This window comes from Mesorhizobium sp. WSM4809 (assembly GCF_055811655.1).
Window position 1 is genome coordinate 500169 of sequence record NZ_JBVVQW010000002.1, and the last position, 24191, is coordinate 524359.

Annotated in this window: 10 protein-coding genes and 2 pseudogenes; 2 read left to right on the forward strand and 10 right to left on the reverse strand. The window is 58.4% G+C overall.

Going from position 1 to position 24191, the window contains the following annotated elements; genetic code table 11:
- Positions 1–106: 106 nt before the first annotated feature.
- From AC0L24_RS06900 to AC0L24_RS06915, 4 genes are read right to left on the reverse strand one after another with little or no spacing between them, the layout of a single operon-like run.
- Positions 107–3121: a type I restriction endonuclease subunit R gene (locus tag AC0L24_RS06900; RefSeq protein ID WP_473563587.1), complete on the reverse strand. Its 3015-nt coding sequence runs from the start codon at positions 3119–3121 to the stop codon at positions 107–109.
- Entirely contained in the window at positions 3105–4418 is a 1314-nt protein-coding gene (locus AC0L24_RS06905; RefSeq protein ID WP_473563588.1) for a restriction endonuclease subunit S, read from the reverse strand. Before AC0L24_RS06905 ends, AC0L24_RS06900 begins: the two co-directional genes overlap by 17 nt.
- A gap of 8 nt (positions 4419–4426) precedes the next feature.
- Entirely contained in the window at positions 4427–6784 is a 2358-nt protein-coding gene (locus AC0L24_RS06910; RefSeq protein ID WP_473563589.1) for a type I restriction-modification system subunit M, read from the reverse strand.
- Positions 6781–8997, reverse strand: coding sequence for a helix-turn-helix domain-containing protein (locus AC0L24_RS06915; RefSeq protein ID WP_473563590.1), 2217 nt, complete (start codon positions 8995–8997; stop codon positions 6781–6783). Before AC0L24_RS06915 ends, AC0L24_RS06910 begins: the two co-directional genes overlap by 4 nt.
- Positions 8998–9179: 182 nt before the next feature.
- Between AC0L24_RS06915 and AC0L24_RS06920 the strand changes: the two genes are divergently transcribed.
- Positions 9180–11744 (forward strand): ATP-binding domain-containing protein, encoded by a 2565-nt coding sequence (locus tag AC0L24_RS06920; protein WP_473563591.1) that lies wholly within the window; start codon positions 9180–9182, stop codon positions 11742–11744.
- 433 nt (positions 11745–12177) lie between these two features.
- On the opposite strand, the pseudogene AC0L24_RS06925 reads toward AC0L24_RS06920, so the two are convergent.
- Positions 12178–12465, reverse strand: a pseudogene (locus tag AC0L24_RS06925) (ATP-binding protein); the annotation flags it as partial.
- Here AC0L24_RS06925 and AC0L24_RS06930 point away from each other — a divergent pair.
- Positions 12466–12884: pseudogene (locus AC0L24_RS06930) on the forward strand (DUF3363 domain-containing protein); the annotation flags it as partial.
- A 202-nt stretch (positions 12885–13086) separates the two neighbouring features.
- Here AC0L24_RS06930 and AC0L24_RS06935 read toward each other — a convergent pair.
- The 5 genes from AC0L24_RS06935 to AC0L24_RS06955 form a co-directional block, all read right to left on the reverse strand.
- Positions 13087–13764, reverse strand: a complete 678-nt coding sequence (locus AC0L24_RS06935) for a hypothetical protein (RefSeq protein WP_473563592.1) — start codon at positions 13762–13764, stop codon at positions 13087–13089.
- A complete protein-coding gene (locus tag AC0L24_RS06940) occupies positions 13761–14345 on the reverse strand; it encodes a hypothetical protein (protein WP_473563593.1) in 585 nt (194 codons plus the stop codon). The genes AC0L24_RS06935 and AC0L24_RS06940 overlap by 4 nt, the downstream gene beginning before the upstream one ends.
- Positions 14342–15823 carry a MotA/TolQ/ExbB proton channel family protein gene (locus tag AC0L24_RS06945; protein WP_473563594.1) on the reverse strand — a complete coding sequence of 494 codons (1482 nt, stop codon included), beginning with the start codon at positions 15821–15823 and terminating at the stop codon, positions 14342–14344. Before AC0L24_RS06945 ends, AC0L24_RS06940 begins: the two co-directional genes overlap by 4 nt.
- 130 nt (positions 15824–15953) lie before the next feature.
- Positions 15954–23096, reverse strand: a complete 7143-nt coding sequence (locus AC0L24_RS06950; RefSeq protein WP_473563595.1) for a hypothetical protein — start codon at positions 23094–23096, stop codon at positions 15954–15956.
- A 137-nt stretch (positions 23097–23233) separates the two neighbouring features.
- The gene (locus AC0L24_RS06955) at positions 23234–23899 is read right to left on the reverse strand and encodes a hypothetical protein (RefSeq protein WP_473563596.1); all 666 of its coding nucleotides are present in this window, start codon (positions 23897–23899) and stop codon (positions 23234–23236) included.
- Positions 23900–24191: the final 292 nt, after the last annotated feature.

Consider the following 24191-nt stretch of genomic DNA (forward strand, 5'->3'; position numbering starts at 1 on the left):
CCTTCCCGTGCCCACTAGTGCTGGGTCACGAGCCCCATCCCAAAACATACAAGCTTTCAGCAGTATTGAAATGCCGTCATCTCACATCAGAACCGCACCAGGTCTCTCACGCACCAGGCTGCCTCGGCGCGCGCTTTGTGGCTTCGAAGAGACGGTCTTGGATCCAGGCTTTGAAGGCCTTGTCGGTGTTGTAGAGAGCATAAAGATCTGTGTGATCAGCCAGGCTACCGAGCAGTTCGTCGTCAACCGCCCGATCATGTTCGATCCGGGCGTTTTGAGGATCGCTGTTTCGTAACGCGTTCTGCACCCGGTCATTTGAGCCGATTTTTTCTGGCAGTTCCTCAAACAGGAAGCGCGTGACTCGATCCTGATCGCGAAACTCCGTCGCTCCAAAACGCTCATTGAAGTCACGGATCACGCTGCTGAGCTGGTCTATTTCCGGCTCGGGGCGACCACCCGAGGCACCCATGGGGACTGGATCAATCACAGCGTCAGCATCGGTCAACGCGATCTCCATCGCTGCCTCGACCTCAACGCGATAGCTGTCCATGTCGATTGTCTCGAGCACATCGATAGGTGTTTCGTCGCCTGCGGGACTGGGCAGCTTCGGGATGAGTAGGGTTAGAAACGTCGATAATTTCTCCCATTCGGGCACCGCGTATCTCAAGATCGCGCCGAGGAATGCGTAGGTCCGAACGAACGCCTTGGCCGCGCCCTTGAAGGCGATCTGATCGTCTTCCGCTAGCTGCTCATACTTCGCCGAGCATGCATCCAGAATTGGGTCGAGTCGGTCGCGCGCCGCAGCCTCCAGGAATAGCGATACGATGGTTCCGACATCCTCATCTGTGTAGATGGCGGCGCCGTCGAGCCCCCGCTTGAGATCGTGGAGCTTGTTGGCGTCAGTCTCTCCGGACAGGATCGTAGTCCTATAGAAATCCGAGAAGGCAGCCTCGATGACGGCCGGATCGTTGCGGAAATCCAGCACGAACGGTTCGGTCTTTCCCGGCCGAGCCCGGTTTAGACGGGACAGCGCCTGCACCGCTTTCACTCCCGCGAGCGTCTTGTCGATGTACATGGCAAACAGCTTCGGCTGATCGAAGCCGGTCAAATATTTGTCGGCCACCACGAGGAAACGATAAGGATCAGCGTCGAACCTCTCCTCCAACTCACTGCTTGGAAATCCGTTGAACGATGCCTCCGAACGTTGCTCACCCGCATCGTCGACCGTACCCGAAAACGCGATGATGGCTTTGTATGGCGAACCCCTCTTAACGAGAGCCGCGTTGATCGCCCGCCAATAATCAATCGCGCGCTCGATGCCGTCCGCCGCCATAATGGCGCGCGCTTCGCCGCCGACCTTCCGCCGGGCGATTACCTGGTCGAGGAAGTGATCGACGACGATCCCAGCCTTGGTGGCGATGGCATGGTCGTGCCCTTCGACGTAGTGCCGCAGGGACTTCAAGGTGCGCGAGACGTCGACTTCTGGATCGTCCGCCGCCGTCTTTGCTAGCCGATAGTAGCTTGAGACTGGCGTGTAATGGGCGAGCACGTCGAGAATGAATCCTTCCTCGATCGCCTGCTTCATCGAGTAGAGGTGGAAGGGCCGGTGCTTGACCACTCCTTCTTCCTCATAGCGCTCGCCAAACAATTCGAGGGTTTTGTTCTTCGGCGTCGCAGTGAAGGCGAAGTAGCTGGCGTTGTCCAGCATCCGCCTACCTTCGATGATCGCTAGGATTCGATCCTCGGTCGTCATCGCATCGTCTTCCGCGCTCGCGCCTAACGCGTTGTTGAGCGCGCCTGCCGCGCGACCGCCCTGGCTGGAATGCGCTTCGTCGATGACAATGGCGAAGCGCCTGCTGCGGTGCGTGCCGCCGATGTCATCTAGAATGAAGGGAAACTTCTGGACTGTCGTGACGACAATCTTCTTCCCGCTCTCGATAAAGGCCCGCAGATCGCCGGACCGCTGGGCATGGCCCATTAGACGCGCAGTTTGCGCGAAGCCGCCGATGGTATCCTTGAGGTTTTTGTCCAGCACCTGACGATCGGTCACCACGATCACGGTATCAAACACCGGTGTGCCTTCGCGCTCCAGTCCCACGAGCTTGTGCACAGTCCAGGCAATCGAATTTGACTTGCCCGATCCTGCCGAATGCTGGATCAGGTAGCGCTTTCCCGCTCCCCGGTCAGTCGCGTCGGCGCACAGCGCCCGCACCACATCGAGCTGATGATACCGCGGGAAGATCGGCTTGCGCGCGGTGATCCTGCCGCGTGCGTCCCGCTCTTCGACGATGCCTGCGAAGTTCTCGATTATGTCGGCGAGGCTGCGCTTTGCGAGTACCGCGCGCCACAGATAATCGGTCTTGATGCCGTCCGGATTGGGCGGGTTGCCCGCGCCATCGTTCCAGCCGCGATTGAACGGCAGGAACCAGCTCTTCTGCCCGGCGAGCTGACTACACATCCGCGCCTCGCGATCGTCTACCGCAAAGTGAACGGCACAGCGGCCGGGGCGGAAAATCAACTCCCTCGGGTCGCGGTCGGTTTTGTACTGCGCCTCTGCATGAGCGGCTGTCTGCCCGGTCAGGCTGTTCTTCAGCTCGAACGTTGCCAACGGTACGCCGTTGATGAACAGGCCGAGGTCAAGGGCGCGTCGCGCTGTATCGAGTGAATAGCCGAGCTGGCGGGTGACCGAGAAACGATTGTCGGCGAAGCGCATTCCCGCCGTAACGTTTCCAGGCGACGGCAACGGATAGTAAAGCCGCACCTCGTGAGGGCCGTGGCGCACTCCGGAACGCAGCACATCGATAACGCCGCGCGCGGTGATCTCGCCGCGCACACGCGCCAGGAATGAGCGCCGCACGGGCGTGTCCGAATCGATCGATAGCGGACCGACAAGATCCGGCTGGGTTGCGTGGATGAAGGCTGCGAGTTGGGTGATATCGAGCGCGTGGACCCGATCGAAGTCGTCGCGATGTCCCTCGACATAATCGTTGGGTCCAATGTACGGGCTGCTCTCTTCCGCGACGGCGCCCACGGGGGATTCGTCCGTTGATGATGCGCCAGTCAACGCGCCAACGATCAAGGATTCCAGCCCGTCTTCGCTGATGTCAGTCGATCGACTCAAGCTCGTCCTCCATGCCTTCCTCGTCGAGGGGAACATCGGCCGCCCTGTTATTTCTTCCGACAGCGGCCTGCGAATCCCGCACGTCGACTTTCCCCACCACGATCGCAGCGATCAGGGAGTCCCGATACTCTAGTATAAGCTTAATTTCGGAATCGATACGATCTTTGGCAACGTCAAGAGGTTTAGTTTCCTCGTGAACTGCATCCAATATCGACTTCTGGGTTTTGGGATCGGGCACTCGAATTTTCATACCCCCCAATCGAGATCCAGATATTTCCTGAAAAGTGGTTCCAGTCGCGAGAACTTTCATTTCAGGGACCAAACGACCAACCGCGAGTGCCAAAAACTCTGTCGAGATCTTGGAACGATCCGGCACCAGCGCCTTGCATCCTTGGTTGGTGGCAAGGGCAACGTCGGCGATAGCGATGTTGCCGACCGGCGCGCGCGATGTGAGGATGACCGAGCCTGCCGGAACGATCGAGGCTGCACAATTGCGCAGCCCCGCCTCGGTCAGCTTGCGGCGTGAGTTAGAAAGTCGGGAGGACGCGCTGATATCGGGGGGAGTAGCCCAGATGATGTCACCATCCCAAAACTCGGTATTAGGAGACGGTGTCGACCCTCCAACGATGCCGTGCAATGCCCGTTTGAGCATCATCTCGGTTGCGGTGCTGACATCATGCTTAGTCAGCACCGATTCGATGATTTGAGCACGCTGTTCATCGAGGATAGCCACTGTTCGGCGCTTGGCGGCGACAAGGTGTTGCACCTGGGTCGTGTAGGCATCGAGGAAATCAGCGATCCGACGCTGTTCGTCGGGCGGGGGAGCCGGAGAAAGCAGCGGCTTAAAATACTGCCAGTAGAGGCGGTTGCGATCCGGGACGATGCCTCGCGAAGCGAAATCCACCTCACGCATATAGGCGACCGTGCGAAACAAATAGGCGTAGAATCGTGGATCGACGCCGTCCTGCGGGCGGGCGACCACATAAGCAGGACTGATAAGCCCGTCGCAAGGTGCAACGCCCACCGCGCCCTGCCACATGCGCATGATATTATAGGCAATGTCGCCATGGACCGCCCGCTTGTATTTCGCGCGGTCTGCCATCTGCTGCTTGCGCCCCCCCTCCATATCCCGGACTCGCACGCCCGTACGCAACGAAACCTCAAGGATTGGTAGGTCGGGGAAGCCAGTTTCGTTCCGCTCGACGAAGAGCCGGCCGTTCCGGACCACACCCCAATGCGCAGGGACACGACCGAGCCAATCGACGCCGCTGTCCCGGTATTCGGGATAAGGTTTCAATCTACCCCTCACGCGTCGACCTCGACCAGCACAGCATCGAGCAGTTCCTGAGTCTGGCGTTCCAGTGCGTCGATCTCTTCCTTGATTTCCGCCAGTGGTCGGGGCGGCTTCGGCTTGTAGAAGTGGCGGGCGAAGGAAATCTCGTAGCCGATCTTCGTCGCGCCCCGGTCGATCCAGGCGTCCTTCGCATGGGGTGCTACCTCACGCTTGAAGAACGCCTCGATGCCGCCGGGTTCGTCGAAGGCGACGATCTCGGTATCCGACAGGTTCTTGTCCGGCTCATAGGCAACGACTGCCGCCTTGCCTTTATGCATGACCGCAAACAGGCCGCCAAGTGGATCCGCGGGCTTGGCGGACAGCCTGTGCGTGGTCTTGACGATCGGCTTGGCCACGGGGGAACGCCAGCTCATCGCCCGCGCAATCAGCCGCGTCTCCGCGGGCTTCAGTGCAGGCGTGCGCGCTTTGGCTGCCTCGAGCACCTTGGCCTCGAACACGCCATAGTCATCGTAGTCGTCCTCGCCGACCGCCTTCATCAAAGCCTCGGCCGCTTGGTGGAGCCGCCGGTCCCGCGCCCAGGTCGACGGATCGAGCAGCTTCTTCACCGTCTTCTTCGGCACGCGCGGCGTCGTTTCGACAGCCTCGGCGGACTCATCCTGATCCTGATCTTCTTCGACCTCGTCGGCTTCGGGTTCGGGCGGATCGAGATGCAGTCTCAACCGCTCGGCCACCGACGCGAAATCATCAAACAGAGCATCGCCGAACTCGGCGTGCAAGGCTTCACGGAATGGCCGGTGCCCACTTTGGAAACGAAGGGCCTCGATCCCTTCGCGGGTGAAGCGCGATGCAAGCCGCAACGGACGCTCGACCACGATCTTCCAGTAGCCGAAGGACTCGTTTGGCAGGACGACCGAAATATCGCTCGGCTTCATCGCAGCGTGAGCGCTCACCACAGTTTCAACTTGCGTGGAGGTCATCTCGCAATTGCGCTTGCCCAGGTTTCGTGACAACGGCTGGAAGAGCTTGGTCGCATCGATCAACTGGACCTTGCCCTTCCGGGCCTCTGCCTTCCGATTGGTCAGCACCCAAACGTAGGTTGCGATGCCCGTATTGTAGAAGATGCTGAGCGGCAGTGCGACGATTGCCTCCAGCCAGTCATTCTCGATGATCCAGCGCCGAACATTGCTCTCGCCGGAGCCGGCTTCGCCCGTGAACAGCGCTGAACCATTGTGAACGTCAGCAATACGCGACCCCAAGGGCGTATCCTTCATCTTCGACAGCTTGTTGACCAAAAAGAGGAGCTGTCCATCGGACACGCGTGGAAAAAGGCGGAGCCGCTTGTCATCGCCTGCGACGCCATCATGCTTGACCACGAAGCGCGGGTCGTTCGCTGCCGCTTTTCCACCCATAGCCGCAAGATCGACCTTCCATGTTGTTCCGAACGGCGGATTGGCCATCATGAAGTCGAACTTCAGCCCATTTCGACCGTGAGCGTCTGCCGTCAAGGTAGAGCCGAAGGCGATGTTCCGCGCCTCGTCTCCTTCGCCTTTCAGGAGCAGATCGGCCTTGCAGATCGCGTAGGTCTCTGGATTGAGTTCCTGGCCATAGAGGTGAATCTCGGTCTTCTTTCCCTCCTTGCGAGCAAGGTCTCGCAGCTTGGCTTCGCCGACGGTCAACATGCCGCCGGTTCCACAAGCGTCGTCGTACAACAGGTATGTTCCGTCGCCGATCCGATCCTTGATCGGACGGAAGACCAACTCCGCCATCAGCTCGACAATGTCGCGAGGCGTGAATTGCTCACCAGCACCCTGATTGTAGTCTTCGTTGAACTTCCGCAGCAGTTCCTCGAAGATCGTGCCCATCGTATGATTGTCGAGTGCCGGAAGCCGAATTCGACCCTGATCATCTCGCACCGGCGTCGGAGCAAGATTGATCCGTTCATCACAGAACTTTTCAATGAGCGCATGCAGGCGATTGTGTTCAGCCAGACGACCAAGTTCCTCGCGGAACTTGAAGCGCGCGATCACCTCCCGCACGTTCTCCGAGAACCCGTCCAGATATTCCTCGAAATCGGCCTTCTGCGTGGCAGGATTAGGCCTTGCAAGAAGCTGCCTGAGGGAGAACGGAGACCGGTTATGGAAAGCTTGGCCTGCCGCCCGATCGAGCGCAGGTCCCTGTGCCGCCTCGGGCACTCCTGCCACGTCCAGTTCGGCCTTCCTCGCCAAAACCGCCGCTCGTGTAGGCTCCAGGACAGCATCAAGCCGTCGGATGACTGTCATGGGCAAGATGATATCGCGGTATTTGGTTCGGTCGTAAACGTGGTGGAGCACGTCATCGGCAATGCTCCAGATGAATTGATTGATATTCATGCGGACACCGGACGCGCGAACGGAACAACATTGATCGCGAGCGAATCCTCTGGAAGGTCGCCAGCGCTCTCATCCGACAAGCGTTCGAGCGGTTGAATGACCGAGCTTTCCCATAGCGATGCAATGATGCCTTCCAATTTCTGATTCAGCTCCGTTCGTTTTTCAAACCAATCTCGTATTAGCCGCTCCACACGACCTTTAAATCCTGGGCCAGCACCCCACTGAGACACGCATTTTGACCAGAGCGCGGCATCTGCTTCCAAGGGTCCCCTGTAGACTTCGACCGCAGCCGTCCGCGCTGCCTCGGCGAAAGCACGACGCCAGCCGGCAGCACTCGTTTCGACTTGTTGAATCGTTTTCTGCGCGAGAACAAGATCAGGGTCTTGCTTCAGGGTATCCAGAACTCCCTGAAGCCTCTCAAACCATGTTTTGCAACGAAGCAATGCGTCTTTTGCCCCACCTGCACCGACTTGATGGCTGACGCTGAAATTCGAATATTCCCCGTTGCGGCGCGTCATCGCCCAAACGGTCGATGCATAACGGATTGCACCCATTGCATCGATCAACTCCTGGGACGGCTGCCTCACGCGTGGAGGCAACACGTTGTGAGCGCTCAGAAAGTGACTTAGGCGATCGGCGACGGCCTGCACCGCTGCCGTGAATGCTTGCGTCTCATGATTCCGTATCACTTCGTCCGCCGCAGCACATTCATCAAACAGCCTCTGCTCGACACCCTTACGAAGACGCACCACTTGATCGATAAGCTGGGTCCGCAGTTTGGAAGGATCGTCCTTTTTTGCATTGAAAAACAGGATTGGAACGCCATTCAATGCTCCATCACCAATGGCAAGCGTACGGAGGATCTGATCTCGCTTGAGGGAATAACCGTCCTCGTCGTCGATGGGCGGCTCGCCAGTGTCGTCTTTAACTGCCATTGCTTCGCCATCACGCGGAAGCGCTAGGACGCAGACTTTACCTTGATCCACGCGCATCCCATGTGCGTTGCGCAGATGGTCGAGCAGGAGCTGAACAGATGTGCTCGGCGCTTGATTGAACGTCGAGCACAGCACAACGTGAGTGCGGGAATCCTTCAGGCGTGCATCCAGATCGCCTCGAACCGCGATCTCGTCCATCCCCTTCGTATCGATTGCGGCAAAAGATACACCTGGAAGCTCCGAACCAAAACCAGGAATCAACAAATCAATCGAGGCAGGCAGCGGAACGTCCGCCAAACGCCCATTATTGATCTCGGTAAAGAGCTTGCGCATTTGCTGCATAGCGCTCTTAACACCGCCATCCTCAATCCAGATTTCGCGCCGCGTGCGGAGTTCCAGCTTCATGCGCTCGATCACGCGAGCTCTGAATTCCTCCTCTGTTTCGCATTGACCTGCCAGTTCTGCCACCTGATTTCGAGAGATGATCCGACCCTCTGCATCGCGTTCGCGTTTAGGGGCGAGACCAGCCATATTGCGCAAAGCCCGCTGCATCTCTTCGCTGACGTTTACACTGTCGTTTTTGTCCACGTCCGTGCCTGGCCTGCGCATCCAAGTCGCGGCGCAAAATTCGCCGACGAAATTTCGGATTTCCTCATCTGACTGAGGTTGAACTACTATGCCGTAGCCCGGACCTCGTCGAATGTTCACTTCACAGAGGGTCGTGTGCCCGCCACCGGTTTCCAGCACAACCCGTTCTCTCAACTCGCCACCCGTCGTGGTCGGATCAAGCAAACCGTAGAGAAAGCTGATCGCCGTCGACTTGCCGACGCCCACTTCCCCGACAAACGCAATCTGATGGGTGATCTTTCCGAGGTATGCTGCCGACACCTCGATAGCAGCACGTTGCCGTTCGATCTGACGCTTCAGCGGCCAGGGCCGCTCTTGCTCGCCCACAAACGTGGCGATCTCGTTTAGCGTGTCCTCGGCTAGCTCCAATGCATTCCGTTGGGGATTCGAGAAATCTGGTCGTTCGATGTACTGCCACTCCCGATTCAAAAAGGACACGTATTCGAGAGCCTGGCCAGAGCCGAGCTCGACAAGGGCAGCGAGAACCTTGTCGATCTCGCTCGCCGATCCGAGTTCACCTTTCTCGATACGGGAAATGCGGCTTTGATCTACTCCCGCCTTTAGCGCGAGCTGAGTTTGCGTGATTCCTGCGTCCAACCGGAATGAAGCGATATCGGAACCGATATTCGTAGTAGCCACTGACATATCCATCTCAGTATCTCCAGATTTCTCCGGCTATGTATCAGGTTGACTTCATATATGCAATTGTGCAATTTCATAACATGGATCGCGCTCGGCGCAGTCAAGCTGACGCGTCCGAACTGGAGCCAACTCCGCTCCAGCGAGAAGTTGGTAGTCTATCCAGGGACGATTCGAAGCGGGAGGGATTGAAAGTGCGTCAGCAGACAATTGATCGGGCTAAAGAGGAATTCGATATCCTTGGCGAACTCAGTGCAAGACTTTCAGAAAGGATTCGTGAAGGCAACCGAGCCAGGCGACCGGAAGTCATCCGGAATATCCAGCAAGTCGAACTGGTAAATATCAGCGACGGCCTGACAAAGGCGTTCGAGGAAGTCGCAAAGCGCGGATATGGACGTGTTGTGTTTGCGGATGAGTATGACGAAAATGGGGATTACGCTGGCGCTACCTATTATCGTGTTTCGCAAGCCAATGCAGGATTTCCTGACAGACCCATCCGCCTCGTGGCTCGCAATTCGCCAGTCGGAAGCCAAATAGCGTCTTGTTCTGTCGGAGAAGAGATCTCCGTTCGTGTCCCGAAGGGAGAGCGTTCGATTGTCGTTACCGGAATTGTCGACATAACCGGTATGAACAATCTTCTCCGCGAAAATCCGGACGCGAAGAGACTCCTGTTTAGGGTTGGCGACGGCCTCACGGACGAAGAGGTATTCAATCTTCGATCGTTCGTCCGCTCATTGCCGCGTCCCGTCCTAACTTCAGATCCCGAAGAGACACGAGCTGAGCCTGTCGTTAAGGACTCGCCAACTGAAGTCGATGGATCTCTATCGATTGCCAGCCATTCAGAAGAAGATGTCGTTCAACTGGTTCCGACGCCAGAGTTCGATGTGTCACCTTCAGACGAAGTATCTGCAGATGCTCGAGCCGATCCTTTCTGGAATATCCGCCGCAACGCTTTTTTGGGTGACGACGTGGAGGTCTCGCTCGGCACCCAGTTCTTCACGCAAACAACAACCAACCAGGAAGCCGGCATCCAAACCGTGCGAGGCCTCCAGATTGTCCATGGCATTGCGGGCAGTGGCAAGACTTCGGTCGCCCTTGGTCGGTTGAAGTTCTTCGCGAACTTCAGATCACTTGAGCATCTCCCTGAGTACGGGTTGCACGAGCGGGACTTCGCCGACTTTGATGCCAGCGGCATGATTGGCTTCGTGCTCAGCCCGAGTCTGGTGTCGTATCTGAAGCAGACGGCTGAGAGCTTGGACATCGGAGCGATGAAGATCCAAGATTTCGCCGAATTCCTGAACGCCGAGCGCACGCATCGTCGCGTATTCATCGGTCGTCCGTTCAAAAAGTCTTCGGAACCCTGCCACCCGGAGCAGAAGTCGGTTCGCTGGCTGAAGATTCTAGACATCGTTGCAGCAGGGTGCGTCGCAGATGGTATGAGAGAGATAGCCGCGGCTCCTCTGGCAAAGCCCGCCGTTCCGGGAGCTGAAAAGATATCGGACCGACGCTGGGAGCAACTCGTTGCAGGTTCCTGGACCAAGGGACCGCTCAGTTCTAGGCTTCATAGCTTAATCAGAAGCTTGGAGGGAGCGCCGGACCTCGACGTACGGACGTTCGTCTTGCGCAAAGTGGCGATCGAGATCGATCGCCGAGTGCGTCTTGGGGAAAATGAAGCTCGCGACCTCGAGTCGGGTGAGCGGCGAATTGTCCGCGAAGCCGTCGAGAACGCTCAACAGCGGTTGTTCAGGCTTCTCAATCCGCAAGACCTATACGTCCGCATATTTACCGATCCTGCGTACCGTACACGGATTGAGCAACTTGCCCTGAGTGTGGGCATCCCGTCCAAAGACGTGGTTGAACCGATAGTCGAGCGCCTTGATCAGAACCTGGTGACGGATGACGACGTCATCTGCGCCCTTTGCCTAAACGCACTGTCTTGCGATCAATTCGAGCGTGACATCCGGGCCATCCCATACTTGAGGACATTTGCGGAGCGGGTTGGGGTCTTCATCGATGAGTACCAGGACTTTAGCGAATTGCAGGTGCTCCTGATGGGCTACAAGGCGCTGTCGAAGTACTGGCTCGTGACTGTTTCCGGGGATGCGAGCCAACGGCTTCATCGCGATGGTCTTGCAGAGGTGCAGCGCGCCTTCCCCCAAATTGCAATGCGTCATGCATCCGTCCTCCTAGACCGCAACATGCGCCAGGTCGGCCCACTTGCGGCGCTGTCAGCATGTTTCCGTTCATTGACGGAGGAAGACGGAGGACGAGCGGTCAACCCCTGCCATGCTCCGCTGGACGTGTACGAGGATCCCGCGGAATTCGCCCGGATGGCGACCGATCGCATTGTCGCGCTTCCGGAGACTGCCAGCGTGGCCGTAATTTGTGCGGACGACCAGGATGTTGATCGGTGGTTCGCGTTGATGCAGGGCGATCTCGATGCGAACTTCCGAAATCCAATGATCTCAGACCATTCAAAGCTGACGATGCGGTTTCACACTCATTTCACGACCCCGGTAGAAGCCAAAGGGCTTGAATTCGACGTGGTTGTGATCCCGAATTTGGCTGCGTACAATGGCTCGGACGCTGTCGGCAGGAATTCGCTCTACGTCGCAGTTAGCCGTCCTCGGCATGCGCTTCTGATGGGTTGTGACTATGAGTCCATCGGCTCGTCAATGGTCGCTGGTCTTGTGGATGATGAACATCTCATACTTCGAACGCAAGAGCCTGCAGGCGACCGTATCGAGCGCGTGGCATAGAGGACGTCGCGACTCTTTGCCCGACGAGGCCCGGCATGGAGGGTGCGAGTTGAAACCTTTGTAGCTTCACAAGAAAAGCTTTTCCGACAAGGACTCATGCCTTGGGTGTGGCAAATTCCACATATGGCGTTCTTGGCTCGTTCCGATCAATGAAACGAACGGCAGCAGCGTCTAGCGAGCTAGGGTTTCCCGATCTCGGCAATGTCATCGTCAGCCTTGCTCAGAATGAGTTGGAAGCACGCATCACACCCACGCCGTTCAGTCGAATAGGCCTGCCCAAGCTGTCAATGACCACGGAATCGGGACCCTGTTTTTTCGAACAAAAGGGACCCCGGCTTTCGGTGTTGAGAGGCACGCCGGTAAGCGCCCGATCAGGCGAAGCTGGTCGGGGTTGCACAGCCCTGATCGGGTGCGACTGATTGGCTTTCGGACTTCAGCTTTGAGAGCGGCTCTTGAAGCGCCAGGATTCGTTGCCAGTCTCGGCGATCTCGCAGTGATGGGTGAGGCGGTCGAGCAGCGCGGTTGTCATCTTGGCGTCGCCGATGACGCTCGGCCATTCCCCGAAGGCGAGATTGGTGGTGAAGATGACGCCGGTGCGTTCGTAAAGCTTCGAGACCAGATGGAAGAGCAACTGCCCGCCGGCCTGGGCGAAGGGAAGACAGCCGAGTTCATCGAAGACGACGAAGTCGAGCCGGGTAAGATGATCGGCAATGCGGCCCTGATGCGACTCTCCATGGGCGGGTTCGGCGTAGAGGCCCGCGACGCCATGCAGGCCCGCGCCGAGTATCTCGCCGACGAAGGGCTCGCCCGCGCCGCCAGGGTCAGCGCATCATCCTCCAGCGCGATTTGCTCAACACGCTGCTCGGTCGCGAGTTGGACGCCGTCGGCAAGAATCTGTCGGAAAAAACCGGCTTGCCGAAGGTGACGGCTACTGCCGGCCAACACGTCTCAGGCACCTATCGCCAGCGCTTGCTACTCTCGTCGGGTCGCTTCGCGATGATCGACAACGGCCTCGGCTTCCAACTCGTGCCGTGGTCCGCTGCACTTGAGAAGAAGCTTGGCCAGCACATCGCTGGCGTCGCCAAGGAGGGAGGCGGCATTGAATGGGGTTTCACCCGAAAGCGCAGCCTGGGACTGTAGTTTGCAATCGTACAAGATGCCCGGGAAGGCTTCGGATCACTGAGGCTGCCGAGCTTCATCATCCGGTTACAAAGGTTCTGTGCGTTCGCCAAAGCGGGCGTTCGAATTGCGGCGGAGTCGAAGCCACCATAAAACGATTGTCGATCGAGCAACGATGTCGATCGGCCGCGCACTTTGCCTGCCGTGGCAAGCTAGTCTGAGTCTAGAGGCAGTAGGCTGGAGTCTGAAAGCGGCGCGGGCTTTTTAGGTCGAGAGGGGTTCCGACCGGATTGTCCGCACGATCCTTCCATGTGAGCACCTGCTCCGCGCCTGGGAGCAAACCCGTCGCATTCGATTTGAGCGCTAAGTAGTCATCAAGGCCGTCGTACACCAAGATCGTCGCCTCGAGCGGCATCGGGTTCGCCAGCTTAAACCAATCTTCCCCTGAGGGACGGCTGTGAAGACGGACGGCAACCTGCCATTTTCCGGGGCAAGGTTCGCTCAACCGCAATCTGGTGCCTGATTCCGTGTTGGCGGCGGTTCTCATGTTTGCCTCACCGAACCAGGAAAAGCCGCTGGCGAAGGCCGACTTCCAGTAGCGTGTTCCCTTCGAGATGAGTTTGCCGGTCGCGGGGTCGACGGTGAAATCCGACGAGGTGAGCCGGATCGGCGGCTTGTCGGCATAGGTCAACTCGATCTCAGCGAGTTCCTGCGCGGCACCCCATCTGAGCCATACCTCCATGAACCGGCCGGAGCCGCCGCTGCCGGCAGCGTTGTTGGCTAGCGGCATCGAAGCAAAAATCAGGAACAGGAAGAAGGTGGCGCCGAAGCCGCCCGAAATGGTGTCAATGAAGCTCAGCGCCAGGTTGCTTTCGGATGGCTTCTGCCGACGTCGGCTCATAGCTCATCGGCCCCATCGAATGGAACGCCTCGGAAAGTGTCGCTCGCAAAGCGAACGATGTTCTGCGGCGTACTCGGATTGAATCTGACGATCGCCTGATCCCACTGCTGCCAAATGGCCGGATTGATCTTGATCGATGGCGACCAGGTGTAGGCGCCGATGCCAATAGTGACGCGCATAACGATGGCTGGGGGCTTGGGCGCTAGGATCCTGGTGGTTTTTGCCGGAAGGCCCTTCTTAAAAACCAACATCTTGCCGCAAAGCACCGTGCCATTCTCGGAGCGGGACGTGAAGTCCCAACTCTCCACCTCATCAGCGTCGCTAGAAAGAGATCTGATTACCGGGCATTCGGACGAAACCAGTTGCACGATCACGGGAGACGGACCCGCAAGCTTTTGGCGCTCCAGCGCCACTGCGAGCCCCGACCGACCCGTGGTGACTACCCGCTGCGCTTCCTGCGCCGGCACCAACTTCACCATGACCACGAAGATCAGAAAGAGGGCGACCGAGCCACCGAGCACGCACGTCAACACGTCGGTGAAGCTTAGGAAGAACGGATTGTCGGGTTGGTCGAAGTTCATGTCGGCGGCGGATCGAATTGGTCGCGGAACAAGGTAAGCGCGGTACGCTCTTCGAACCAGGCTTCAAGCGCCGAGAAGAAGGAGATGACGACACCGAACAGCAGCGCGATCATGGTGGTGGCAAAGGCAAGGCCGAGATTGCCTGACAGAGACGTTATGGCGTCCGCACGCTCCGGCGTGGTGGTTGCCCAGACAATCTGGTCGGCATTGGAGAGCGACATCAGGATGCCTCGCACGGTGCCGATGAAGCCTATCGCAGGCAAGGTGGCAATGGCAAAGCGGACGGGCCAGCGTCCGCTGACAAGTTCATCGGAAAGCTGATCTTTCCAGTAAGTTCGGATGCCCGGGTCTTCGCTCGTTGCTTTGCGATAGAGCCAGCCACGGACAAAGGATTGCAACTCTCGCGCCGCCATGGTGGATGCTGCCTTGTCCGCCCCGCGTATGGTCAAGTCAGCGCCGCGAGCCGTCGCCATCGATGCGAGACCACGCAACAGGATCAGCAGTAGGGCAAAGATGCCGTCGACGATCAGAAAGTACTGTTCGTACCCGGTGTAGTAGGTAAGCTCGGTCGTTGAGGCGCGCACGTTGGGATTGGAACCGATGCGCCCGAGTAGGTACGTGGCCATCTTCTCGAACGCGACCATGCGCAGATAGAAATCGCGCGGGCTGAGAGGATCAAGCGAACACCGCTTCTGCAGTTGGGCGTCGTAGCCGTAGCCGAGATTGTTGAGGGCAGAGGCGGCACCGTCCTTGCTGCGTAGAGATATCTGTGCATCCGAGAGGCGCGTCAGTTCGGAGATGATTTGAACGTCGGAAATGGACGTAGCCGGCGCGAACCGGAAGATAGAGTTCAGCCACCCCCGGAACCCGAAACTGCCAGTCTCGCTCTGCAACATGCCTGCCGTGTCGGTCACCCAAGGCGGATAAACCCCGGCGGCGAATTGCGCGATGCGATCGCGCTTGAATTCGTCTTCGGTAACGGTTGAGCTGTTGCGACACATCTGGCCGGCGAGGCCAATAACAAGATCTATAGTGCCTGCTTTCCGGGGATTTATTGCGTTCTTACCGCCACCTTCACTGGTCAGGTAGTCATAGACGGCCTTAGCAGCTGAATTACTGCTCCACGCGCCCTTGAGTTCGTCGGGCGTCTCGGCTTCGGTCACCTCAATGACACCGGCCTTGATCAATAGCGACCACATCAGTTGCTCACTTTTCGACCGCCCATCGTTGCCCTCGGTGCCGCATCCACCTGGGTCGAGCCCTTGGGTCTCGAAGCAGAGATCGACGATACCGTCGACTGCCTTAACCTCCTTGATCAATTTTGCTCCGTAGTGCCCCTCCAGCGCTGCATAGCAGATCGTTCCCATGACGAGCGAGACGCCGATTGCCACGACCCAGCCAAACCTCGTCAAAGAAAGACTACGATGAAAGAGTTTCCGGCGCATCCGAAGCATTAGGACGAGGAACTGGTCGCCCAACGACCCGTACCTAAACAGCCTGCGCCTTAGCACCTGGAACCGGCGTCGCATTCGAGGCATTGGGCCTGGGCCTGTGCGCCTCGGTTCCTGGATTGCCTTAGAACTCGTGTTCAAATTGTTCATAGTCTGCTCATGGCGAGCACGGGTCCCTGCGAATTGCGATCAGTGGATGGCTGTTGGGATGGTATTTGTCTAACGCGGCGTCGGGATCGGAAAGTATTATGGCAAGATCGGATTCCGATAGCGGGCGAGTGCCAGGCGGCATGGCGGACTGCAACTCCGCCAGCAGGTGATCCACAGTCGGACAGGCGCGGCGGCTGGCGCGAGGCGCTGTGCTAAAATCGCCGGCATGGGAGGTGCTCGACGGGCCCGCGAGGAGATCGAGCAAGACGTGCATGGCTGTTGAAGCCGCTTGGCGTTGCCGCATGACGTAGAGCCTCAGGCTGCTCTGCGGCGCGGCGCCGAGAGTCACTCCCCACGGATCGCCATCGGACAAAAGGGGAATTTCTTCGCGCAGCGCATCAAGAACGTCGCGCCGCGAGGATTTTTCCATGGACGGCGCATTGGCCAAGTCAAGGTCGATCAAGCGGGTCAGTACACCACCCTCCTTTCCCTTATGCAGCCACGTGACGCGGCGCACGTCGCTCTCGGTGCCGCCGAGAGCCAAGTCTGTGGTCTCAAAATCGAAATCGACAGTGGGAGCTTGTTTGGCGTCGAACCACGCGTGGTAGATCGGCTCACGAAAACCTTCAAGCATACTCCAACGCAGAAGCGGGCTATCCGGTGGCAGCAGCCCCGTCACGGTCGATCCATTGGGAGCCTGCATGAAGACGCTGCGGCCGGCGTCGGCGCCCGTCTGATCAAAGATCTGAAACAGAGAGACATGGATAACATTGTTGCCTTCAAGCGGAACATCGAAGCGATCGACCTGTGGCGCGTCAGTTTTGCCGCTTACCAATATGTCGCGGGCCCGGATGTCGAGGAGTTCGTACTCCTGCACGGCCGTTATTGTGCTAGACGCGTCGCCCATCGCGCCAAGCGCCACGAGCCCGGTGTGCGCACGGCAGACGCGGACGAAGAGCGGATCGCTCTCCAACTCCGGCGGCGCGATGCCGGCTACGGGACATTCGACCATTGCATAGAATTGGCTACTGGCGTGCAGTAGGCGCAGCCGCATGTCGTAGATCGTGCCTTCGTTGCTCTTCCAACAGAGAACCGGCTTGTAAGACGTTACCATTTTTGTCTTGTCGGCTGCGTCGTCGCCGACCAAGCTGTTGAGGCCAATGGAGGGCGTGTGGCTCACACAATCCTCGTAGTCGTAGCTCATCTGCCGACCGACGCCGACTCTGGGATACGCGGATGTCGAAAGCGCTCTTACGGGGTCGGTCGCATCGGTGCAGATCGAGGCGGCTGTCACTGAATCGAAGGTCCATTCATGCCATGTCGCGTTGCCCGGATCATCATGGGTATGCCCACCATAAAGACTGACGGACTTGTCGCGTGCGGAGTAGACCCAGAACTGGAAGCGGTCGCCCGGTTCGGACGACCAGGCACCTTTCTGGCCGAAGACCTTCTCGCAATATATTGCAGCGACCTTATCGTCGCCAAAACCCTCGTTAATGCCAGGCACCTGCGGTTCGCGCGGCAATTGGCCCTGACCCGGATCGATCGGCTGGTTCTTGTAACCTTTGGGCGGGTCCTTTTGAGGATCGGGCGCGCCGGGCGCGCTGCCGGGATTATCTTTCTCCCCATCGTCGCCACCACCATCTTTGCCATTTTGGGAACTGACCTGGCCGCTGCCATGCATAAGCGATACAGTCACGTCCTTGAGCTTGAGCTTAAGGAGCGACTTAAGGTCGATGTCGAGGAGGTCCTTAAGTATACCGAGCAGCAGAGCGGGAGTCATCGTGTCCATACTGGGCGTAATAACGGTGACCTTGATGCCTATGAAGCTCAGCGAAGTGACCGTCGATTGCAGCGAAGCATCCAGGCGGGCGCCCGCCGGATGCCAACCGAACAGATCAAGATCCACTTGCGCGCCGACATGTGGTTCGCTGAAATCGAGCCGGCTAGACCCCACGACATCAGCATTGCCAATGAGCAGGTTCTGGTTGACCGAGATCTGCATCGTCTCGTCCGCGCCCTCGGCGCATTGCTTGGCGCAGAGCAGGAGCCGGCTTTCCTGTAGCTTGATGCCGAGGATCCCCAGAAAAGTACGGGCTGCGGCGATTTTCTTCTCACCATCAATCTCGCCGGACCCCTTGATGTCGATGATGGCGTCGACCCCGGGCGCCGTGTGCGCATCGAAGGTGACGCTTGTCTTGGCCAAATCCACGGTGCCGGTCGTGAGCATCAGGTCGATGGAGTTGAGCAGGACCAGCGCAGCGTCCATAGTGAAACGCTTGGAGCGGAGTTCCCGCAGATCGAGCGACCCCTCGAGCTTGATTATGTATCCCAAAGCGGAAGTGAAAGGCGCGACGTCGGTTTCAAGAATGAGTCCCCTTTGGCCGCCCTCGCTTCCAGTGTCGTAAACCACCGTTATGTTGGTGAGCGCAAAATAGACGAACTCAAGATCGATGCCGAGCCGCATCCTGATTTGGCCCGCCAGTTTGACGCCTGAGTCGGAAATCTCGACGCGCCGCAAATCGACCTTAAAACCGCCGCTGTCCCCAAAGCCGAAAGTAGCCGAGATGCCGAACACGATGCCGTAACGAAGGCCCTCGGCACCCAGTCTTTCGACACGGGGCGCGGTGACCTTGACGTTCTCGCCGCCGAACGGCAGCGAGTCACTAATCACGCCAAGAATGTTGGTCAGAAGCGACTCGCGGACATCGATGTCGACCTTCGTACCACCCGGCAGTCCCTTGAAAGGGATGGTCAGTCGAGCGACAGCCTTGACGCCGTGTATGTCGATATCGCCCTTGAGCGTCAGGTGGGCGTCGTTCCCGAACAACACGGCTTCTGTGCCATTGGGCTGCAGGGCAAATTCACCAATACCCGCGAGCGGAACCGGATCTGAGAAGCGTCGTACAAGTTCTTCTGTCACCTTCTGCTGCACCGCCGCCTTGGCCGCTTCGCCGATGAGGCTCGCGGCGTCGCCACCGGAAAGCGCAGCGAAGTTTATCCGGCCCAGCGAAACATCACCCAACCAAGGCAGCTCGCGGATCACGAGGAGCGCGGACGCCGCATCGTCGCCGATCTCGAACTCGCTGATGTCGAGCTTGCCGCCGACCGCAATGAGCCCTCGGATGCGGCATTCTACGACCGACCCGAGCGCCTTCCGACCGTCCTGGTCCAGCTTGGCGAGGTTGATCCGCCAATTTGCGCCATCCGGAACAATCGAGATGCCGGTCAGGCTGCGAACTCGAGCCGCCGCGTCGCAATCGTCCCTGAGCGTTACGGCCAGATCGAGCTTCTGTACTCCCGGATTGCCGGCGAGCTCGGTCGCAAGAGCATTGGCATTGTCGATTGCGAGCTCAATACCGAACAGTGCGATCTTGCGGCTCTCAAGGAGTTTGAGCAGTTCAGTAGCCGCACCTTTGCCTGCGCAAATCGCGATCGCCGCCGGCGTCTGCGCAGCGCTCTGGACCAACTGCTTCACCACGGCGTCCGGATCGCCGAGGACCTCGGGCTTGATCCTGAGCATGACTGGGAACCGGCACCCATAGAGTGCGACATCTGCCGAAATGGCCAGCATGAGTTGGTCATTGGCATATTCGGGAATGACGTTCATCTTTGACAGGGGTTCGACGACGAGGTTGGCGCCTTTGAGCAGCGCGTCCTGGAAGACACGGCCCGCGTCCGGCGCAAAGGTCAGTTGGCGAACCTTGAAGCCGGTGTCCGTCGCGAGGATAAGCGCATCGCCGGTGACTTTAGCCTGCATATAGCCGAGCGTGTAGGCGATCGATCCGGAGAGAGTCTGCCCCTTCCAGTCCAATGCAATGCGTGCGCCTTCCGGCTCCGGTGCGAGCCAGAGCCCCTGATCCCGTGTTCCATAAATAGGCAACCGAAGAGCACTGAATTGGGCGCTGAAATCCAACTCGGCGATCTTTGACTGCACCGCCGTTTCGAGTGCTACTTCGAGATCGGCGATCTTGCCATTCTCAAGTATGGTCAGGACGACCACGCCGGTATCGAGCCCACCGATGTCGGAACGGAAGGACACAGACACGTCGTCGATCTCGGGAGACACTGAGACGTCGAGGTTACCCACATTAAAGACCGAGGGAAGCCCTAGCCGATGCAGCGCCTTGGCAGCAGTGGGGCGATCGAATGAAACATCGTTCTCGCCGCGAGCAGCTGAGGCTTTGAAGCCACCAGCCGCGAGGCGCACGACATTGTGCACGCTGACTCCAAGCGGTATGATTTCAACGCCTGCTCCCCCGGCAGCCGAGTCCGCCACACATTCCTCCGCGCCTTTGGTATTGCAGATGGTCGCGTTGCCACCGCTCAGCGTTCGGCGATACACCAGCGACGCCGTGTAGACTGGCAGACCGTCGGTATCATGACCCGTCATTTCTAGTTTGATGTCGAGCCCGATCCCCGCAAGGCTCGCACTGATATCGAGCGAGGTGTCAGCCGGCTTCTCCGGGCCGAGGGTCACGGTTTCGCGCCCGATCTCATCTTCGGCCGCTGCGTTGCCCGCCTCCGCGGTAACCGGTAGCGGCCCATCTGCCTCATAGAAGGCGTCAATTTTGGCGATCAGAGGCGCTAGTGCGGCTGTTTCCCGCTCAACGGCAGCAATCTGCCCGTCCAAGCTCAGTGCCGTCTCGAGACGCTCCGTTGCGGCAGGATCGTCGGCAACGGGCCCGGCGGTGTCTGCTCCAACTGCGGTACGCGCTGAACGTACAGCACTCAGATCGGCTTCGGATATCCCTGCGCGCAGAGCGGTCACCGCATCGGCGCTGGCTTCGTCCAGCGCGTTGAAGATCGCGAGATGGCGCGCGTGTTCGCTCGCAGCGTTGAGGCTCCGCTTAAGTGCCGAAGCCAAATCGCTATCGCCATTAGCTCTGAGTTCGGCTGAGAGGAACGGAGCGATCTGCGCCGCTTCGACCTTGGGACCCTGGCTCTCGTCGAACAGGAAAAGTCTGTCTTTTTGGCCATCCTCGCCGGCGGTTACAACGGATTGTTTTAGAGCTGAGGCACATTTTTCGCCCGTCTCAGCGGCGAGGGTGCAGTCGAGGGCGACGCGACGCTTGTGGATGGAGCCACAAATCTCTGCAGTATATGGCTCGGGCGGATTCGTCGCACCGTCCATGGCACCGCCCTGCGGCAACAGTTCAAATGCAGCGATAGCGGCCGCAGGCCCGTTCTGCGCTAGGAACTCGACGCGCTTGCCAACGTCGGCAACTTCTTGCGGAGATTGCAGAATGGCCCGACCGGGCTTCATGACATCGCAGTCAAGCCACGACCGGCTCTTTGCATCCGGCGCGAGATAGGCCAAAAGGCCACGCATCAGCTTCGCGCTATCTGACTTCGCATCCGCTGACAGGGCCGGCAATGCCGGAGGGGCACTGCGCAGGCGCTGTAATTCATCGTCGAGCCGCCGTCCGTCCGCAGTTGCCGGGCGACGTTCGAGGTTGCGAAACAGCGCCTTGAGGTATTCGCCGAGCCGCGCGCCATCCCCCTTCCCCTTGTCGAGCTTAACGTCATGTAGCAAAAAAACATAAGCGGAGCCGATAGCGACGCGGTAGCGAAAATCGCCAAAGTCGGCTTTGTAACCGGCAATCGCGCCAGCCTTGTCCACGGCGGCAAAGATGGTGCGCACCCGATCCAGCAAAGCGAAATTTACACCACCTTTCTGCGCGAACGCCTTCTCGATCGTTAGGCCCGGAAGAACCCGGCTCGCAGCGGTCAACTCTTGCATCAGTTGGGGCTTACCGGCGAGGCCGTTCGCTGCGAGGTAGCTGCGGATGAATGATTGTTCCACGACAACCATGCGAAGATCGAAAGCCATGGATTTCGTGAAGGGTGACATCGCGGGATTGCTTGTCCCTAGCGGATCGAAAAGCCTGCCGGGCCGCGCGAAGAGCTTACGCATGACCCTGCGATTCAGCTTGAACAACTCAACGTTGAGGGTGCGGAGCAACTCGCGCGTTTCCGGCGAATACGGCGGCAGTGGGCCGTCTGCGGTGCTTGTCAGATCGGCCATTCTAGCGCCGTCAAAAAGAACCGACCAAACAGTGTCGATGCGGGCGAGTGGGTAGAGCTCGATTAGGTCAACGAAGCCCACACCGAGCGGTCTTGTGACAATGTGTGCGGCTTCGAAGAAGCGCGGCGGTTGGGCTTTTGGGAATTTTTCGCGCTGTGCCTCAAGATATTGGTCGAAAGCGCGATAGACTTGGCTGCGCTCAACGATCGAATTTGGGACTGCTTCGCTCCCCGCCATCGACTGTCGCATCTGGCAGTCGAGGATATCGAGCATGACCGGATCGAAATGCCCGAAGGGCAGCAAATCCGCTTCGTCCTCATGCTCGTTCAGGTACGCTTTCAGCTTGTCAATTGGTTGGTTGAGACCAACGATCGGGCCCCCGACGAGCGTCAGGGCGACGTTAGCTCGATCAGTGAGCCGGCGCAACTCGCGCGCGAGAATGCCCGGCGCCTTAGACGGGTCTGCCCAATCGACACCCTTGAAGGGGTGTGCGATGATGCACCCATCGAGGCTGCCACTAACACCGCCGCTGTTGAGGAGCATCAGGTCGTATAGCCACGAGAGAGGCGAAACGACTTCGCCAGCATTCGGGAATGCCTCGATCGTCTTGCCGTCGCTGACCTCAAGCATAAATTGTGCTGCTCGAAGCACGTCGATCATCGCCCCGACGCCGGCTTGGGCATAGTCGACAAGCGGGTCGCCGTTTGCGTTCTTCGCCGGGGTTGACAGCTTGCCCGAATCCTTCGCCCGTTTTTCCAATACGGCGACCACCGCGGCGCGCTGTTCTGGTGAAACGACGATGCGGTATTGGAGGTCTTCAAGCGGCGTCCCATCTGGCATTCCGGCCGCTGCTTCCCACTTCCGCTGCGCGTTGTAATGCGCTGCAGCCGTCTCGACGTCGCCATCGGAGCCGACCGCGACTTTCCAAGCAAGTTGCGCCGCATCGCCAATGCCAACGGGATCTGGAATGATCGCAAAAGATCGGAACGATGTGCGAAAATGCTCTCTGTCCTCCCAGTAGATTTGTATTGCTACGTGGGAAGAAGATGCCTCAACGATGACCGTTCCCCCATCAATCGCCGCGCCCTCCATCGTGGAGGTGGAGGCTGTGACGGCTGCCAAAACCCGAGTGGTCGAGCACAGAACAATTGCCAGTGCGCAAATCGAGCGAAGGAAACGCGGCCTAAGGTCCCTCATAAGCTTCAACTCTGAAAATCGGAAAAATTCCAGAAGTTTTAGTCGATCCTTATTTCCCAAGGCTATCTCACCCGAGTTGCATCCGTCTTGCTGCAACTCCATAGATATTCGAGCGGACCTTGGCCTACGGAGCCCTCAATCCTGCCATTCACCCACATCCGATGAGAGGGAAATCTCGATCCTGTGACTTTGACTTCGAGCATGGGGTTATCCCCTGAACAAGAAACAACCCCTTCAACCCGGTGCCATATCCAAACGCAACTTCGATAGTCATGCAGGTAGAACCCGGCTAGCGTCGCCGCGTTAGGACGGCCACGCATCTGCCAGCTGAATCGACGTACTTTTTCCGCATCATCGGGCGCTAAATTCATAAGCTGCGCTTCTTGCTCCAACTCGCCTTTGGCCTCCAAGGCAAACAACTCTGTTCCGGCGTCGGTTGAAGCCGAACTCAGGCTCACAGAGGATAGTTTGCCGCCAGAGCATGTCGCATTTAGCTTGGCTTCGCTCCACAACCTATAGTCTTCTGAGCCAAGGTCACCAGCTTGGGGGTCTTCCGAAAAATTAGCGTTTGTAATCGCTTCGAGAACCCCCGCTTCTATCGAATGAACATCTTCAAACTTGGTCGGAGCGATGAATGATTTCACCTGGATTTTGAATTCTTCGGCCGATGCAGACCCAATCAGCGCAACAAGGGAAATCGCGACTAGAAACCCTTTCGCGAATCCCATGGTTCGTCCCCTCTACGCATTGGTCTTCTGGTTTTCTTGCGCTCAAGCTAATATTACAAGTAAGGCGCAACAGAGCAATAGGGAATGTAGCCCCTCGCAGTCGCAAAATTTGAGACGACACTCGTCTCTTATTTGAAGAGATGCGGTCGACTGAAGCAGGCGAAAACCGCTTCGCCGACGAGCGTCAAGAGGCGGAGCCGATATTTGAATGTGGGCTTGCCGGCGCCACGGCGCTCAAGACCTCAAGACCTCAAGACCTCAAGACCTCAAGACCTCAAGACCTCAAGACCTA